The sequence below is a fragment of the Providencia alcalifaciens genome (genome assembly GCF_915403165.1).
Taxonomy (GTDB): domain Bacteria; phylum Pseudomonadota; class Gammaproteobacteria; order Enterobacterales; family Enterobacteriaceae; genus Providencia; species Providencia alcalifaciens_C.
In genome coordinates this window covers 3,329,298-3,345,616 of record NZ_OU659204.1, presented here as the reverse complement: position 1 = coordinate 3,345,616, position 16,319 = coordinate 3,329,298, and the positions used below count along the sequence as shown (strand labels likewise).

Below are 16,319 nucleotides of genomic sequence, written 5' to 3'. Positions count from 1 at the left end.
ATAAAAGGATCTTAATATGCGCGCACTTGTTCGTTTAGGTGACAAAACCACTCATGGTGGTGAAGTGATCACTGCATCTGGCTCTGTTATGTATGGTAAACCCATCGCTTTAGTGGGCGACAAAGTGGATTGTCCAAAAAAAGGACATGGCGTTAATGCGATTTTACCCGGTTCAACGCGCATTTTAATATCCGGTCGTCAGGCGGCATTGAATGGCTTTCAAACTGAATGTGGTTGTACGCTTATCGCTAGTCTGTCATCGTCGGGCGAACAATCATGATGAGTTGGAAAACACCTTCATTAGAGCACCCTCCAGCGCCTAAAGTACCCCGTTGGATGCTTTGGTTTTTGATTATGCTGATGGTGGGTGTTCTTGGATTTGGGCTGAGCCTCTATTTATCCACAAATGAAATGCTATCACCAACTACCAGCAACACCATGCTGATGATTGTGTTCGTTATTTGTCCCGCACTGTTGGTGGGTTTTATTCGTTTTTTTATCTACTCAATTGCTGCTTATCGCCATCAACTTTTTACCAATATGTTAAATGATGCGCGCAGAGAATGGCGTTATTGGGCAGGCAAGCACCTTGGGGTGCTAACGCATACTCGATTAACGCAAATTGATGAAGAGCAGCAAAATGGTATTTCTTTATCTTCATTGCCACCCAATAAAGATAATGTGTTGACGCTAAGCGCATTGAAATCGCTTTCGTCATGGGAAAAACACGAAATAGTGGTGCAGAAATTACTTGCACCCATTGCTGAGTATTACCATCAACATTCTCTCTCCCAGCCGATTACCCTATATTGGCAAGCTGAAGATAATGAGCCTAATTGGCAGGAACTGATTGAGCGGGAAGCTGCGCGTTTGTCATTGACGCTGGAATCCGTTGAGATATTACCCTTCGAGTCGTTCAGTCAATGGTTATTAGCATTGTATGAAAATGCCTTTGAACCCAAGCTATACGCTATTTTGGCGTTTCAGTTAGATTCGACAGCGAGTGAAGAAGCCGCGAGCCTATTACTTGCACCTCAAGGATTTTACGAACGTTTAAGAGCGCCTATCAAAGCAAAGCTCCTGCGTCCGATATCTACAGATAAAGAATCTTTTGCAAATGCATTGAAAGCACAGTGTGAATTTCAGTATTCAGGGGAGCAGTTGGATAGGGTTTGGCACTGTGGCGTGAAAGAAAATGATAAAGGAAAATGCATCGAGAGCTATGCACGACAGAAAGTTCCTAATTTATCAGAGCATCTTTATGATATTGATACCCTTTTAGGAAAAGGCGGTGTGGCTCGCCATGTGGTAGCGCTGTCGTTGGTGTGTGAATATCCACATCCCAGCCTTATTGCTCGGCAAAATGAAACACAACTTTTATTGCAGCAAATTCAGGCTTAAAGTCTAAATAAGAGTTTCGTTATTTTGATTGAATAGACTCTCTCGAGTCATTGACTTGCAATTGACTCGAGAGAGTGAGGGAGAGTTACTTCTGCTTTTGCTGTTCTAAGAACTTCACGCCTAAATCTGGGAAGTCTGTAAAGGCACCATCAACATCAGCTTGGTTATAAATAATGTCATATAACTGCTGACCATCTTTCGCATACTTAGGCAGCTTGTCCACACGGATAGTAAATGGATGCACCGCCATATGGTTCGCGTGGGCTTCCTTCACCATACCGTTCACTTTGATATCGGCTGGCGTAGAATCTTCGCTAATGAGCATATGGTAATCAGGGCCAATGCCATCTGCGTAGGTTGCAATCTCTTTCATCGCACCCGGCTTCATCATCCAATCATAGTTATAGTTCACCCAAGTTCCATCAGGTTTTTTCTCTTGAGTTTCTTCCCAATCGGTATAAGCAATCAGTTGGATTAGTTTTAAATCCATTCCCATTTCTGGCATCAGTTTCGTTTTGATGCGTTTTAGGTCAATTGGGTCGAAAGATTGCAGATAAACGTTAGAATCTTTGTTGGTATAGCCATACTCTTTCAGGACTTCTAAGGTTTTCTTGGTGATGTCTTTGCCTTCTTGTTGATGGAACCAAGGGGCTTTAATTTCAGGGTAGATACCGATATTTTTACCCGTAGATTTGTTCAAACCTTGAATAAACTCAATCTCTTCTTGGAAGGTGTGGACACGGAAATCAGATTTACCCATTGGGAAACGGTTTGGATAGCTTTGGACTTTTTTGCCATCAACAATATCGAAACCTTCCGTGAATTTCAGAGACTTAATTTCTGGCAGAGTAAAGTCGATGGCATAGTAGCGACCGTCTTTACGTGCGCGATTTGGAAACTTGTCCGCCACATCAGTGACGCGATCCAAATAGTGGTCATGAAGAACAACCAGCTCATTATCTTTGGTCATCACTAAATCTTGTTCGAGGAAATCTGCGCCTTGCGCATACGCCATCGCTTTCGCTGGAAGGGTATGTTCAGGTAAATAACCACTTGCACCACGATGCGCAATCACCACTTTACCTGCCGTTTCGGCAGCCGCAGACACTGACATCACTAAGACCATACTTGCGACTAATGTTTTTAATTGAAAATTCATCAGTAAATCTCCTTGGTACTCATTATTTGTAAGTAAAGAGCTTGTAGGTAAACAGTTTTATAGGTAAATAATTTATAAATAAATACTTTTACAGATGGTAAATTGTGCCAATAATTAATTTTGGGTAAAAAAATGGGCTATATCCTTTTCTTGATATAACCCATCAATCTAGCTAATCAACTCAACATAAGCGGTGGCTTATTGGTTTTTAGCGAGTTCACGTTTATGTTTACTTTCGCTCAGCATAACGACGAACAGTAAAACAACGGCCAGTGCAGAACCACCGATCATCACAGCAAAACCGCCGTTCCAACCGAAGTAGTCAACGGTATAACCGACGATAGCACTCGCGGCAACAGAACCACCAAGATAACCGAATAAACCGGTAAAGCCTGCGGCGGTACCCGCTGCTTTCTTAGGTGCAAGCTCAAGAGCGTGCAGACCAATCAGCATGACAGGGCCATAGATTAAGAAACCGATAATCAACATACATGCCATATCAACGCCTGGGTTACCTGGAGGGTTCATCCAGAAGACGATAGTTGCAATAGTCACTAAGGTCATGAAGAACACGCCTGTCGCACCACGGTTACCACGGAAGACTTTATCCGACATCCAACCGCACAGCAGAGTTCCTGGAATACCCGCATATTCATACAGGAAGTAAGCCCATGAAGATTTATCCATTGTGAAGTGTTTAACTTCGCGCAGGTAAGTTGGTGACCAGTCCAGAACACCGTAACGCAGTAAGTATACGAACACGTTAGCGATAGCAATCATCCACAGAAGTTTGTTAGGGAATACATACTTCATGAAGATAGCTTTAGCTGTTAATTCTTCTTCATCAGATGCTTTATAGTCTGTTGGGTAGTCGTTTTTGTACTCTTCAATTGGTGGCAGACCACAAGATTGCGGAGTATCACGCATTAATGCGAAGGCAATCATAGCCACTAAAATAGCGGCGAATGCTGGCATATACAGCGCAGCTTTCCAGTCGTTAAACCATGCCATACCTAACAGGAACAGTAATGGAGGAAGACCACCACCAACGTTATGCGCACAGTTCCAAACAGAAACGATACCGCCACGTTCTTTTTGTGACCACCAGTGAACCATGGTACGTCCACAAGGAGGCCAACCCATACCTTGGAACCAACCACATAAGAACAGCAGCACGAACATAACCATGATGCTAGAGGTTGCCCATGGTACGAAGCCCATGAATAGCATGACAAGTGAAGCGAGGATCAAACCTGCCGGTAAGAAGTACCGAGGGTTAGCACGGTCGGAAAATGAGCCCATGATAAATTTGGAGAAACCATAGGCGATTGAAATCCCAGATAATGCGAAACCAAGGTCACCTTTAGAGAAACCTTGTTCAACGAGATAAGGCATTGCGAGGGCGAAGTTCTTTCTAACTAAATAGTATGCTGCGTAACCGAAGAAAATCCCCAGGAAAATCTGCCAACGTAATTTACGGTAGACGGGGTCTACCTTATCCGCTGGCAGCCTCTCGATATGAGCGGCGGGTTTAAACATGCGTAACATAAAGCCTCCGATGGCATGTCAGTAGTTATATGCTCTTCATTTCACATATGTTGTAAAGTTGTTGAGCGTTTATTATGGGAGAAGTAACAAAAACGAAAACAATCGAGTTTCTTTAAGCGCTTTTATTTTCTAATTGCGCTAAATCTTAATCGTTAAAAAACATTTTATCTGTAATCTAACGCACAATTATTGATTTTGTTTATCTGGCTGCATAGTTAATGCGATTTGTGAATGGAATGGAACTGAAATTGTGAATTATTTTGTGAGGGTTATCACGCTTCCGCGCTTTGATGTACCTAATTTGTACTTTTGACTTTCGTTTTTGTTCCTTATCAAACATTGAGTGCATTTTTGAGCTTATATTAACTATAGACTATAAAAATAGAAACTATACTTATCGAATAGTGAAGATTGATTAACGTGAGGAATGCGACATGAATGGCTCATCTGTGACTGAAACGGATGTCATCATTATCGGTGGTGGCGCAACAGGTGCAGGTGTCGCTCGTGACTGCGCTCGCCGTGGATTAAAAGCAGTTTTGCTAGAACGGCATGATATTGCGACAGGTGCAACAGGGCGTAACCATGGCTTGCTACACAGTGGCGCTCGTTATGCTGTGACAGATAGTGAATCGGCAAGAGAGTGTATAGAAGAAAACAAAATTCTTAAGCGTATTGCCCATCATTGTATTGAAAAAACCGATGGACTCTTTATTACCCTACCTGAAGATAGTCTCGAATATCAGCAGCAATTTATCACAGCTTGCCAATCCGCAGGCATTGATGCTCAAGCGATTGATCCCGCAGAAGCCATTCGCTTAGAACCTTCAGTTAACCCGCGTTTGATTGGTGCAGTTCGCGTGCCCGATGGCACCGTCGATCCATTCCGTTTAACCGCAGCCAATATGCTCGATGCGCGCGAACATGGCGCTAATGTGCTGACTTACCATGAAGTGATTGGCTTGATCCGCCAAAGGGATAAAGTTCGCGGCGTGACTGTTTATGATCATCAAGCTAAGCGCCAATATGATATTCATGCACAAATCGTGGTGAATGCTGGCGGAATTTGGGGACAAAAAATTGCCGAATACGCAGATCTGAAAATCAAAATGTTCCCAGCGAAAGGGGCATTACTTATTTTAGGTCACCGTCTTAATAACATGGTGATCAACCGTTGTCGTAAACCGGCAGATGCGGACATTCTGGTTCCGGGGGATACCATTTCTCTGATTGGTACTACATCAACGCATATCGAATATGACCAAATCGATAATATGTATGTGACACCAGAAGAAGTGGATATTTTGATCCGTGAAGGCTCTATGTTATCCCCTGCATTAGCGACAACGCGCATTTTACGCGCGTATGCGGGTGTTCGCCCATTAGTGGCGAGCGATGACGATCCTTCTGGTCGTAACGTGAGCCGCGGTATCGTGTTACTCGACCACGCAAAACGCGATGGTTTAGATGGTTTCATTACCATTACGGGCGGTAAGTTAATGACTTATCGCTTAATGGCAGAATGGGCGACCAACAAAGTCTGTGAGAAATTGGGTGTTACGACTCCATGTACCACTGCGGAAGCACCACTGCCGGGATCTCAACACAGCGCAGAAGAAGCGCTGCGTAATGTGGTCTCTATCCCCGCACCTATTCGCGGTTCTGCGGTTTATCGCCATGGTGATAGGGCGTCTGCGATCCTCAGTGCTAACCGTTTAGATAAAAGCTTAGTATGTGAGTGTGAAGCGGTGACGGCGGGGGAAGTTCGCTATGCGGTGGAATCTTTAACCGTCAATAACTTGCTTGATTTACGCCGTCGTACCCGTGTGGGTATGGGGACGTGCCAAGGTGAACTTTGTGCGTGCCGCGCGGCTGGATTACTCAATCGTTTTAACGTCACCACACCACATGAAACTGAGCAGCAACTGGGGCACTTCTTAAATGAGCGTTGGAAGGGAGTGAGACCGATTGCTTGGGGGGATGCTTTGCGTGAAAGCGAATTCACCAGTTGGGTATATCACGGATTATGCGGCATGAATGAAAGCACATTGAGCCAGCCTGCTCAGAAGGAGGCAGAGAATGAAATATGATGCAGTAGTGATGGGCGGAGGCCTTGCCGGTCTTATCTGTGGAATTCGTCTGACTCAATCAGGACTTTCTTGCGCCATCGTGAGTGCCGGGCAGAACGCACTACATTTCTCGTCGGGGTCATTGGATTTATTAACGAATCTTCCTGATGGCACTCAAGTCGAGCAGCCGCTATCCATGTTGGAAGCGCTAAAACAGCAAGCACCGAGTCATCCGTACAGTTTGATTGGAGCAGAAAAAGTCGCTGAGCTGGCTAAATTGGCACAGGCAACATTACAGCAAGCAGGGCTACATCTAAAAGGTTCTTGCGAAGAAAACCATTACCGTATTACGCCGTTAGGTCATAAGCGAATGACATGGCTCAGCCCTGAATCGGTGCCAACAACCGCGCTCCATCAACCGATGGAATTAGGCAAAATTGCGGTTGTGGGCATTGAAGGTTTCCTCGATTTTCAACCGCAAATGGTGGCGGATGAACTAGACCGTCAAGGGTTAGAAGCGGAGGCGTGCTATGTTCACTTGCCACTGCTTGATCGTTTAAGAGAAAACCCAAGCGAGTTTCGCGCGATTAACGTCGCTCGTTGGTTAGATAGACCTGAAAATATGGCGCAAATCGTGGAAGAAATTGCACCGTTAGTCGCCAATGCGGATGCAGTGTTTATGCCTGCGTGTATTGGTCTCGATAGTGAAGAGCCAATGTTAGAGTTACAGAAACGCTTAGGTAAGCCGTTATTTTTACTGCCAACATTACCGCCATCTTTATTAGGTATTCGCCTTCATGAAATGCTATTACGCCAATTCCGCCGTCAGGGCGGGATCATGATGCCGGGTGATAAAGTTACTTCCGTCAATTTCGTGGGATCACGTATTGAATCTGTACAAACTCGTAATCACGGCAATATTTCATTGAAAGCCAAACATTTTGTGTTGGCGACGGGGAGTTTCTTTAATAACGGTTTGGTGGCGAAATTTGACCAAGTGTATGAACCATTGATGCATTTGGATTTATGCGAAATTGGCGACCGTGCCAAATGGACGAACAAAGAGTTCTTTGCTTCCCAACCATATATGGCATTTGGTGTACAAACCGACGGGAATTTACGAGGTAAAAAACACGGAGAAACCATCGAAAACCTGTATGTTGCGGGGGCAGTATTAAGCGGATTTGACCCGTTAACTCAAGGTTGTGGTGCAGGGGTTTCGCTAGTCAGTGGTTTATATGCCGCGAATGAAATCGTGAATGAATTTGCTAAAGATAAAGCCATGCAGGCGGAGGTGGCGCAATGAGTATTCAAGATGCAAGCTTTGAAAGCTGTATAAAATGCACCGTTTGTACCACCTATTGCCCAGTGGCAAAAGCGAACCCACTGTATCCGGGGCCAAAACAAGCGGGCCCTGACGGTGAGCGTTTACGCTTAAAAGATCCGATGATGTACGATGATGCATTGAAATTCTGTACCAACTGTAAGCGTTGCGAAGTGGCCTGCCCATCTGATGTGAAGATTGGCGACATTATCGCACGCGCTCGTAATACCTATAGCCAGCAGAAACCAAAACTGCGTGATGCGATTTTAAGCCATACGGACATTATGGGTTCCTTATCGACCCCGTTTGCCCCTGTAGTCAACACGATTACTGGCTTAAAACCCGTTCGCCAAATTCTGGATAAAGCCCTGAAAATAGACCATCGCCGTGAACTGCCGAAATACTCATTCGGGACTTTCCGTCGTTGGTACGGTAAACAAGCTGCAGAGCAGGCAAAGTTTGCAGAGCAAGTAGCGTATTTTCATGGGTGTTTTGTCAATTATAACCACCCTCAATTGGGTAAAGACTTAATTAAAGTCTTTAATGGCATGAACATTGGTGTGCAGTTACTAAAACGTGAAAAATGTTGTGGTGTGGCGCTGATCGCGAACGGATTTATGAAGCAAGCGAAACGCCAAGCGAATGTGAATTTGGAGTCACTCCAAGAGACGATTCTGGAGAAACATATTCCTGTCGTGGCGACCTCATCGACCTGTACATTTACCATTCGTGATGAGTATACCCATGTGCTGGATGTTGATACCTCTGAGATGCGCGATAACATTGAATTAGCGACCCGCTATATTTATCGTCTGCTGGAAGAAGGACGCGAGCTGAAACTGAAACACACTCCATTAAAAGTGGCTTATCACACACCGTGCCATATGGAAAAAATGGGTTGGACGTCCTACACCCTTGAGCTGATTAAGCGTGTGCCGGGTGTAGAACTGATTGTTTTAGATTCACAATGTTGTGGTATCGCAGGAACTTACGGGTTCAAAAAAGAGAACTACGAAGTTTCCCAAGGTATTGGGGCTGGGCTGTTCCGTCAAATTGAAGAGAGCGGTGCGGATATGGTGATCACCGACTGTGAAACCTGTAAATGGCAAATTGAAATGTCCACCAGTAAGAAATGTGAACACCCAATTTCGCTGCTGGCTCGCGCGCTCGAATAATCAATTGTTGAGTAATGTGAAAAGTAGTTAGGTATTAATAAAGTTAACCCTTTGGGAGATAAGTGATGGCTTATCTCCCTTTTTTATCTCAGTGCTGCGGGGATAATTGTTTCTTGCTGGCGGTAGCGAAGAAAGTCTTCAAAATAAAGTTCAGTAATAAACCATAAGCTGGCAAGAAGAACAGCATACAAATTAATAACTTGAAGACGTAATCAACCAGAGCGATTTCCATCCAATTTGCTGCCATAAACGGATCGCTGCTTTGATAAAACGCGATAAAGAAGAACGCGATGGTATCAATCAAGTTACCAAAAAACATGGCGCAGGCGGGAGCCACAAACCAACGTTTGTTTTGGCGCAGGCGGTTAAATACGCTGACATCCAAGATTTGGCCGAGGACATATGCCATAAAACTTGCCGCCGCGATACGTGCAACAAACAGGTTAAATGTCATGATAGCCGCGAAACCTTGCCATTCTCCTTGGAAGAATAGAGCAGAAATCACATACGAAATTAACAGTGCTGGTAGCATAACCGCAGTGATAATTCGGCGAGCTAATGGCGCACCATAGATGCGAACGGTTAAGTCCGTAGCAAGGAAAATAAAGGGAAAGGTAAAGGCACCCCAGGTAGTATGAAACCCAAAAATATTAATGGGTAACTGCACCAAGTAGTTGCTGGATGTAATAATTAAAATATGAAATAACGATAGCCAAATTAACGCAGTGGCTTTTTGCTGCGGAGTAAACGTAAACATATTGTACCTTTTTAGTGGCAATGGGGTGAGGGAACCCATGAATAACATCCCTAAATTGGGAAGAGCGCATCATACTCTCGTTGCGCAACAAAATCAAAACTGTTCATCCACTGCGCGTGGCTTTACAATAAGCGCATTGATGACCAAGAGAATGTGGTGTTATGTCTGACTTATTTTCTAATCCAACGAAAACCCTTGATACGCTAGGGCTGCGCTGCCCTGAACCTGTAATGCTGGTACGTAAAACCGTACGCAATATGGCGGACGGTGATACGTTGTTAATCATTGCAGATGACCCCGCAACCACCCGCGATATTCCCGGTTTTTGCCGTTTTATGGAGCACGAGCTGCTGGCGGTTGAAGCGGAAAATGCGCCGTATCGTTATTTATTGCGCAAAAAATCCAGCGGCTTGTAATACCTAGCCAGCGGCATTGATGAGAGATAGCCTTTTTGCTTCGCAGGAGGCTTTGTTGATGGGCGGTCAATAAGTGCTTGAATTTCACTGATTGATAATTCAGTGATTTTACTGATAGTTTCTATGTTTAAGCCAAGTTGTAGTGCATTTAAGGTTATCTCTTGTTGGCAGATGGCTTTACCTACTTTGAGCGCTGTTTGTAATCCCACAGTGAATTCTTCCTCGAATCCTTCTACAAACCCTTGTGCAAATCCTTTCTTATATCCTTCATATCTTAAACGTGTGGCAATATTCATAACTATTTATCCCGATACTTACATAATTTGTTGTTTAATTAAGCGCTTGAATTTCACTGTCTGATAACCCAGTGAGTTTGCGGATAACGTCAATGCTTAAACCAAGTTGTAAGCTCTTTAATACAACCTGTTGTAAGGTTTCTTCTTTTCCTTCTTCTTTTCCTTTTTCTTTACCTTCATTTTTTAACCGCTGTGCAATATTCATAATAGTTCCTCGATGGTTTTCGGCTTGGTCGATTAATGTCTCGACAATGTATGTGTAATAAGGTGAATCCATAATGATAAATAAGTAATTCAAGATAGTGATCACATCATCTTTGTCATTATAGTGGTTGTTTAATATTTGAACGAAGTGCTCAGTGACTCTCTGGTGGTCATTTCGTAGTTTTTTGTGTTTCATTGCGAGTTCCATCACAGCGATTTTGCGGTGACTAACTATTTCGGTATCCTCAACTACGGTGATATCCACCAACGGGAAAGGGCTGCTATACAGGTCATGGGCTATTTCAGCGTGGGGCAAGCATTGTGTCCATGTACCTTCATAAGGATAGGGGGATGTTTCCCCGTGATAAAACAGAATGGGAACTACGAGCGGTAAGGTTTTATGCCCTTGCTGTAAATGCTGATTCATCGCCATAAATGCGTAGTGCATTAAACGCCAACCCATCAACTTATCAGGTGTCGATTGATGCTCGACTAACAGATAGATATAGCTATCTCCCATTTTTGTTTGTACAGAATAGAGAACATCGGAAAACCGGGTTCTCAATTTGCTATCAATAAAAGCTGAATTAATGAGGGTGAGCGTATCGAAATCGCACAAGCGTTTAATTTGCTCAGGTAAATGAAGCTCAAAGAAATCTCGGGCATTACCCTGCTTTGTCATAAAGCCTTTAAAGGCGGCATCATGAGGTATTGAACTTGCATTATTAGCCATATCCACGCTCAGTAAATGTTGTTGATGACCGAGATATTACCCAATATTTCTGTGTGCGGGAGAAAAGTTAGTCCTAAATTCAGACGGTGAATGGTTCATGTAACTCTTTGCTGTAATTGATGATTTTAAATTTTCCACGCATAAAAAAACGCCGTAATGATCATCATTACGGCGTTGAGATATCAAACTAAAGAAAGGCTATTTTTTGATTTCGGGCAGCTTAACGCGCAGTAAGCGAATTGCGTTAGCGGTGACTAATGCGGTAGCACCAGAATCTGCTAATACCGCCACCCATAAACCTGTAATACCTAATAGACTGGTGACTAAGAAAACACCTTTTAAGCCTAAAGCGATAGCAATATTTTCGCGGATTATTTTACGTGTGGCTCTGGATAATGCGACGATTTCAGGTAATCCAGTCAAACGGTTATGGGTTAAAGCAGCATCCGCAGTTTCTAAAGCAACGTCAGTCCCACCACCCATTGCAACACCAATGCTTGAGGCTTTCATAGCTGGAGCATCATTGATACCATCACCCACCATCATGGTGCTGTGGTTGCGATTAAGCTCCATCACTGCGGTTACTTTATCTTCTGGCAATAATCCTGCACGGAACTCCATGCCTAGCTGATTTGCGATGGCGCTGGCGGCACGCGGGTTATCGCCAGTTAGCATCACTGCGTTGACATTTAACGCTTTCAACATAGTCATCGCATCAACAGCGTCGCTACGTAAGGTATCTTGCATAGCCGTTAAGCCGATAACGTGGTTATCTTCTAACGTGACGACAACCGTTTTACCTTGCGCTTCTAAGGCTTCCACTTTCGCTTGCCATTGGCTGCTTAATGGTGGCTCTACCCTTGATGGTGCGCTGACTAACACTTGCTTACCATTAAAGGAACCTTCAACCCCTTTACCCGCTAGCGCTTTACGCTCTAACGCTTCTTCAACAGTGATAGATAACGCTTCAGCTTTGTTGACGATAGCTTTAGCCAGTGGGTGATGAGAGCCGACTTCAACCGATGCCGTGATACGAATTAACTCGCTTTCACTCAGACCTTCAACAGGGACGATATCGGTGACGTGTGGTTTACCTTCTGTCAGTGTGCCTGTTTTATCCAGTGCAATCGTAGTGACTGTTCCCAATTGCTCTAATGCAGCACCGCCTTTAATTAAAGCGCCTCGGCGAGTGGCCGTTGCCAGTGCGGAGGTGATTGCCGCAGGGGTTGAGATAACCAGTGCGCAAGGGCAACCAATTAACAGCAGAGTCAGACCACGGTAAATCCAAGTGTCCCATGCTGCACCGAAGAACATTGGTGGGATCACTATCACCAAGGCCGAAATCAACATGATAATTGGGGTATAGATGCGGCTGAAGCGGTCGATAAATCGCTCAATTGGTGCGCGGCGTTCTTCCGCTTCTTCAATCAGTTGCAAAATGCGGTCGATAGCATTTTGACCTTGCTCGGACACCACTTCCATTTGTACGGCTTTATCGACAGACAAACAGCCCGCAGCCACTTTTTCCCCAGCACTGCGTTCTACAGGGACGGATTCACCCGTTAATGCGCTTTCATCAAAACTCGCGAATCCAGTAACAAGTACCGCATCGGTTGGTAATCGGCCGCCAGGTGCAATTTCAATGATGTCACCAGGGCGTAACTGTGCGACAGCAACCGATGTTTTTTGTTCATCCTTGATAAGCACGGCATCTTCAGGCACTAAAGCCATGAGTGCGCTAACACCTCGGCGAGCACGCCCCGCAGAGTAGGATTCAAGCATTTCACCCAGCATAAACAGCAAGATAACCATGGCGGCTTCTTCAGTTGCTTGGATGAAAATAGCCCCTACAGCGGCAACGGTCATCAAGGTTTCAATCGCAAATGGTGTACCGGTACGGATCAAACGTAACGATTTACGCGCAATAGGGTATAACCCAAATAATGTGGTTAGGATAAACGCAACGTTACCCAGCTGTGGATTAACAAACTCAAGTCCCCAACTGATTGCCATCAGGATTGCTAAAATGATGACGGGCTTGGCTTCACTCAATAAGCTTGGTGGCGGTGCTGACGCTGCGCCTGCGCTACCCACATCATGCAATTCGTAACCTGCGGCTTCGACAGTTGAACGAACGACGGCAGTGACGTCTTTGTCAGCGTCGACGACGAGTTTTTCAGTGGCAAAGAGGACTTTGGCTTGAGCGACTTCGCGAATTTGGGAGATCGCGTTTTCGATTTTAGCCGCGCAGCTTGGGCAGTCCATCCCACGTACAATCCAGCTAAAACGTTGTTTAGCGGTTTGGGTGGGCTCTACATCATCATTTGCAGCGGATGTTGAGCTACAACAACTACCATGCTGATGGGATTTTTCATCATCATCATGAGCATGATTTTTGTCATCGTCATGATGATGTTCATGGGATGATGCGCCATGACTTTCTGTTTTGCCATTCTCTACAGTTGCGGATGAGCAAGTGTTTCCTGAGCAGCAAGACGTGCTATGTGCATGGGTATCTTTATGAGAGTGTGAGTGCATAAGCGCCCCCTTTTTTTAGATGCGTTTTTAACCATGTTCCCTAATTAAGGTTAAGTCTACACTTTGGAGTAGACTCTAGAGTCAAACGAAAAAGGGGAGGCCAATTGATAAAATTCTCAAATAGCACGTTTTATCAATTGGCGGGGAATTATAAATAAATGGCACGAACAATAAAGAACTGACCGAGGAAGTAGAATGCGGCCACAACTGCTTTAGAGGCTTTGAATGGGAAACGGAAATGGGCAATTAACCAGACACAGTGAGATAAAAATAGCAAAGAAGCGCCCACCATAATCGAAAAATTAAACTCTCGACCTAAGCCAAAGTATTGGTCTCCCGCTACCCACATCATAATCATGCTCATAATAATAGAGGCGAAAACAACAGGCTGTTGGCTTTCCAGTTTTCCCCAAATCAGCACCAAGGTGACAGCTGCGATAGCGATTGGGACGATAAGCCAAGGCAGATACAGGCCAAAGTTGAATTGCATTCCAAAGCTAACGGTGTAGACCAAATAGCTTAAAAACATGAGCCCTAAAGAAGTAAGCAAGTGCTCACTAGAAAACATTCTCGAGAGGTCGGCAACTAAGGAAAGCACTAAACCGCCTAAAATTAGATAGGTTTGTGCATTTAAGTCGTCAGAACTCCATCCCCAGAATAATAGAAGAAGCAAAGTAATAGGGCGGAATAACCAACGTTGCCACTCAGGACCACGATAGGCTGCATCAACATACAGCCAGCCAGAAAATAAAACAGCGAGGAATGGCCAACTAATCATACACATATCCTTAAGAGTTTCTGGAAAAGAGAAATCACCAAGAGCGATTAAATATAAATGAACTATACCGCGTCTCACATAAATTGTATGGCGTTTATCTGCAATTTGAGCGATAGAGGGTATATACTTATGATAATTCTAAGCTAAATATATAAATTATGAATAAGCCAATTCTCTTAATTATTGTTCTCGCGATTATCGCCGTGTTAGCCACCAAGCGCTTTTTTGACCAAAAGAAACAGAATGAAATTAATGATAATTCATTGCCTATCAGCCAGTTAGTGCTCGTTAAAGAGAAGAAGGATTACCCTTATCCAAATATGCGTTCCCGGGAGCGCGATGTGGTATCTCCTGAAACTTTTCGCTATGAACTTTATTTTCAGACTCAAGCTTCAGGAGAAACGATTAAAGTGATCGTTAGCGAAGAACAGTACCAAGGTGTTAAGTTGGGTGCTAAAGGTAAGCTAACTCTACAAGGTACGCGATTTATTCGCTTTGACCCCTCTGAATAAACGATTATTTCTTTTTAGCGGCTTCAATAGCCGCTTTTGTTTTCTTATGCATGGCGAGCATTTCAAACACGCCAAAAAAGAAAATTTTTGTCTGCTGGAGCCCTGTTAGCTTTTGATCTTTCGGTAAGCTAGCTTTCAGGAAGATAGTCTGCAATGCATGCATGAAAATCATAAATACCATTGCGACATCCATGAAATATTTCAATGGTTTAGGAAATGGATGCACAATATTAAAGATCATAAAACCCCAAACACAAATCATGAGCAGACGTCCGATATTAATCAGCATCTTTTTCTCCCTGCATACTTGATGAATGAACAGATTGACGAATAAACAGACGATACGCAACTTGGCCTGCGACCTTTTCACGGTGTAGCTGCCAGTTTGCGGGAATGTCAGTAAGTGGTAACTCCGCTTCTGACTCTACATAAATCCAACTTTCATCAGCTAACCACTGATTTTTTTCCAGTAGCGTGATGGTTTCTCCAAGTAGCCCTTTACGAAAAGGTGGGTCGATAAACACCACATCACAAGGTGTTCCCACTTGGCTGAGAACGGTGAGGCTGCTGTTATTAATAACGGTCGCATTATCAGCGGCTAAGCGAACTTTGTTCTCACTAAGAAGCTTGGCATTTTGTTTATCAAGTTCAATAAACGTGACGTGCTCGGCAAAGCGAGATAAGGCTTCAAAACCTAAAGCGCCGCTACCTGCGAAGCAATCAAGGCAGCGAGCATCGCGGATCACTGGCATTAGCCAGTTAAAGAGCGTTTCTTTGATGCGATCAGTAGTGGGACGTAAGCCCTCACTATCGCGTACAGGCAGTTTTCGCCCACGCCACTTACCACCAATGACACGAATTTGCCCCAAAGAGGCTGTTTGTGGTTTTTTTGCCATAATATGTATAGTTGCTTAGTTCATTGAGGAATGTATAAATTATTGGGGACTATTGTAGCGCTTCGGTTTCACGGTTTTAACAGAAAAATAAGAATAATTTGTCAGGATTTTTCTTTCAGATATGTGTTGCTGCGCGATGAAATGATAGACTGCATGTAATTTTATTGCGATTTAATTTTAAAACGCCATGTTTTTACCGCGAGGAGTGTAGTGGCAGATGGCTAAAGATAAGAAAAAAGGCTTTTTCTCATGGTTGGGATTTGGCCGTAAGAATGAAGAAGAAACCCAGCAACCGGATGTCGAACTTAAAAATGATGCTGTTCATGATACTGAGCAACAGGATGCCGCTACAGTAGAAGCTGAGCGTCAACATCAAGCAGAACTTGATGTAATTAAAGCGGCGGAAGATGAAGCTGAGCGTCAATATCAGGCTGAACAAGACGCGATTACGGCTGCTGCTGAGGAAGCAGAACGCCAGCATAAAGCGCAATTAGAGGTGATGCGCATTGCAGC

At 44.2% G+C, this 16,319-nt stretch carries 16 protein-coding genes; 7 read left to right on the top strand and 9 right to left on the bottom strand.

All coding sequences use genetic code 11. The annotated features are described in order from the left end of the window. Positions 1-16 precede the first annotated feature (16 nt). Both LDO73_RS15250 and LDO73_RS15245 read left to right on the top strand, forming a co-directional pair. Positions 17-280 (top strand): PAAR domain-containing protein, encoded by a 264-nt coding sequence (locus LDO73_RS15250; protein WP_108478407.1) that lies wholly within the window; start codon positions 17-19, stop codon positions 278-280. Then, complete coding sequence (locus tag LDO73_RS15245; protein ID WP_224059135.1) at positions 277-1,401, top strand: hypothetical protein; 1,125 nt, start codon at positions 277-279, stop codon at positions 1,399-1,401. Before LDO73_RS15250 ends, LDO73_RS15245 begins: the two co-directional genes overlap by 4 nt. A gap of 85 nt (positions 1,402-1,486) precedes the next feature. Here LDO73_RS15245 and glpQ read toward each other — a convergent pair whose 3' ends face one another. Continuing rightward, positions 1,487-2,560: a glycerophosphodiester phosphodiesterase gene (gene glpQ / locus LDO73_RS15240; protein ID WP_224059133.1), complete on the bottom strand. Its 1,074-nt coding sequence runs from the start codon at positions 2,558-2,560 to the stop codon at positions 1,487-1,489. Between the two features lie 198 nt (positions 2,561-2,758). Continuing rightward, a complete protein-coding gene (gene glpT, locus LDO73_RS15235) occupies positions 2,759-4,108 on the bottom strand; it encodes a glycerol-3-phosphate transporter (RefSeq protein ID WP_224059131.1) in 1,350 nt (449 codons plus the stop codon). Between the two features lie 434 nt (positions 4,109-4,542). Between glpT and glpA the strand changes: the two genes are divergently transcribed. Genes glpA through glpC form a run of 3 tightly spaced genes read left to right on the top strand, consistent with a single transcriptional unit; the run spans position 4,543 to position 8,676 of the window. Then, positions 4,543-6,198, top strand: coding sequence for an anaerobic glycerol-3-phosphate dehydrogenase subunit A (glpA, locus tag LDO73_RS15230; protein WP_224059129.1), 1,656 nt, complete (start codon positions 4,543-4,545; stop codon positions 6,196-6,198). Next, positions 6,188-7,483: a glycerol-3-phosphate dehydrogenase subunit GlpB gene (glpB, locus tag LDO73_RS15225; RefSeq protein WP_224059128.1), complete on the top strand. Its 1,296-nt coding sequence runs from the start codon at positions 6,188-6,190 to the stop codon at positions 7,481-7,483. The genes glpA and glpB overlap by 11 nt, the downstream gene beginning before the upstream one ends. Continuing rightward, positions 7,480-8,676: an anaerobic glycerol-3-phosphate dehydrogenase subunit GlpC gene (gene glpC / locus LDO73_RS15220; protein WP_224059126.1), complete on the top strand. Its 1,197-nt coding sequence runs from the start codon at positions 7,480-7,482 to the stop codon at positions 8,674-8,676. The genes glpB and glpC overlap by 4 nt, the downstream gene beginning before the upstream one ends. A gap of 88 nt (positions 8,677-8,764) precedes the next feature. Here the strand turns inward: glpC and LDO73_RS15215 are convergent, their stop codons facing one another. Further along, positions 8,765-9,433, bottom strand: a complete 669-nt coding sequence (locus tag LDO73_RS15215; protein ID WP_036955987.1) for a 7-cyano-7-deazaguanine/7-aminomethyl-7-deazaguanine transporter — start codon at positions 9,431-9,433, stop codon at positions 8,765-8,767. Between the two features lie 161 nt (positions 9,434-9,594). Between LDO73_RS15215 and tusA the strand changes: the two genes are divergently transcribed. Further along, positions 9,595-9,849 (top strand): sulfurtransferase TusA, encoded by a 255-nt coding sequence (tusA, locus tag LDO73_RS15210; RefSeq protein ID WP_132496635.1) that lies wholly within the window; start codon positions 9,595-9,597, stop codon positions 9,847-9,849. On the opposite strand, the gene LDO73_RS15205 is transcribed toward tusA, so the two are convergent. From LDO73_RS15205 to LDO73_RS15190, 4 genes are all read right to left on the bottom strand, one after another. Further along, complete coding sequence (locus LDO73_RS15205; protein ID WP_224059124.1) at positions 9,816-10,145, bottom strand: hypothetical protein; 330 nt, start codon at positions 10,143-10,145, stop codon at positions 9,816-9,818. The two genes, tusA and LDO73_RS15205, sit on opposite strands and share 34 nt — an antisense overlap. A 34-nt stretch (positions 10,146-10,179) precedes the next feature. After that, a complete protein-coding gene (locus LDO73_RS15200; RefSeq protein ID WP_224059122.1) occupies positions 10,180-11,082 on the bottom strand; it encodes an Rpn family recombination-promoting nuclease/putative transposase in 903 nt (300 codons plus the stop codon). A 198-nt stretch (positions 11,083-11,280) separates the two neighbouring features. Further along, complete coding sequence (locus tag LDO73_RS15195) at positions 11,281-13,620, bottom strand: zinc/cadmium/mercury/lead-transporting ATPase (RefSeq protein ID WP_224059120.1); 2,340 nt, start codon at positions 13,618-13,620, stop codon at positions 11,281-11,283. A gap of 148 nt (positions 13,621-13,768) precedes the next feature. Continuing rightward, positions 13,769-14,398, bottom strand: a complete 630-nt coding sequence (locus tag LDO73_RS15190; protein ID WP_224059119.1) for a lysoplasmalogenase — start codon at positions 14,396-14,398, stop codon at positions 13,769-13,771. A 158-nt stretch (positions 14,399-14,556) separates the two neighbouring features. Between LDO73_RS15190 and LDO73_RS15185 the strand changes: the two genes are divergently transcribed. Continuing rightward, on the top strand, positions 14,557-14,910 hold the full coding sequence (locus tag LDO73_RS15185; RefSeq protein WP_224059118.1) for a DUF2500 family protein: 354 nt from the start codon (positions 14,557-14,559) through the stop codon (positions 14,908-14,910). A 4-nt stretch (positions 14,911-14,914) separates the two neighbouring features. Here the strand turns inward: LDO73_RS15185 and LDO73_RS15180 are convergent, their stop codons facing one another. Both LDO73_RS15180 and rsmD read right to left on the bottom strand, forming a co-directional pair. Continuing rightward, positions 14,915-15,199, bottom strand: coding sequence for a DUF1145 family protein (locus LDO73_RS15180; protein WP_036956002.1), 285 nt, complete (start codon positions 15,197-15,199; stop codon positions 14,915-14,917). Continuing rightward, positions 15,189-15,806 (bottom strand): 16S rRNA (guanine(966)-N(2))-methyltransferase, encoded by a 618-nt coding sequence (gene rsmD / locus LDO73_RS15175; RefSeq protein WP_224059117.1) that lies wholly within the window; start codon positions 15,804-15,806, stop codon positions 15,189-15,191. Before rsmD ends, LDO73_RS15180 begins: the two co-directional genes overlap by 11 nt. Between the last annotated feature and the right edge of the window lie 513 nt (positions 15,807-16,319).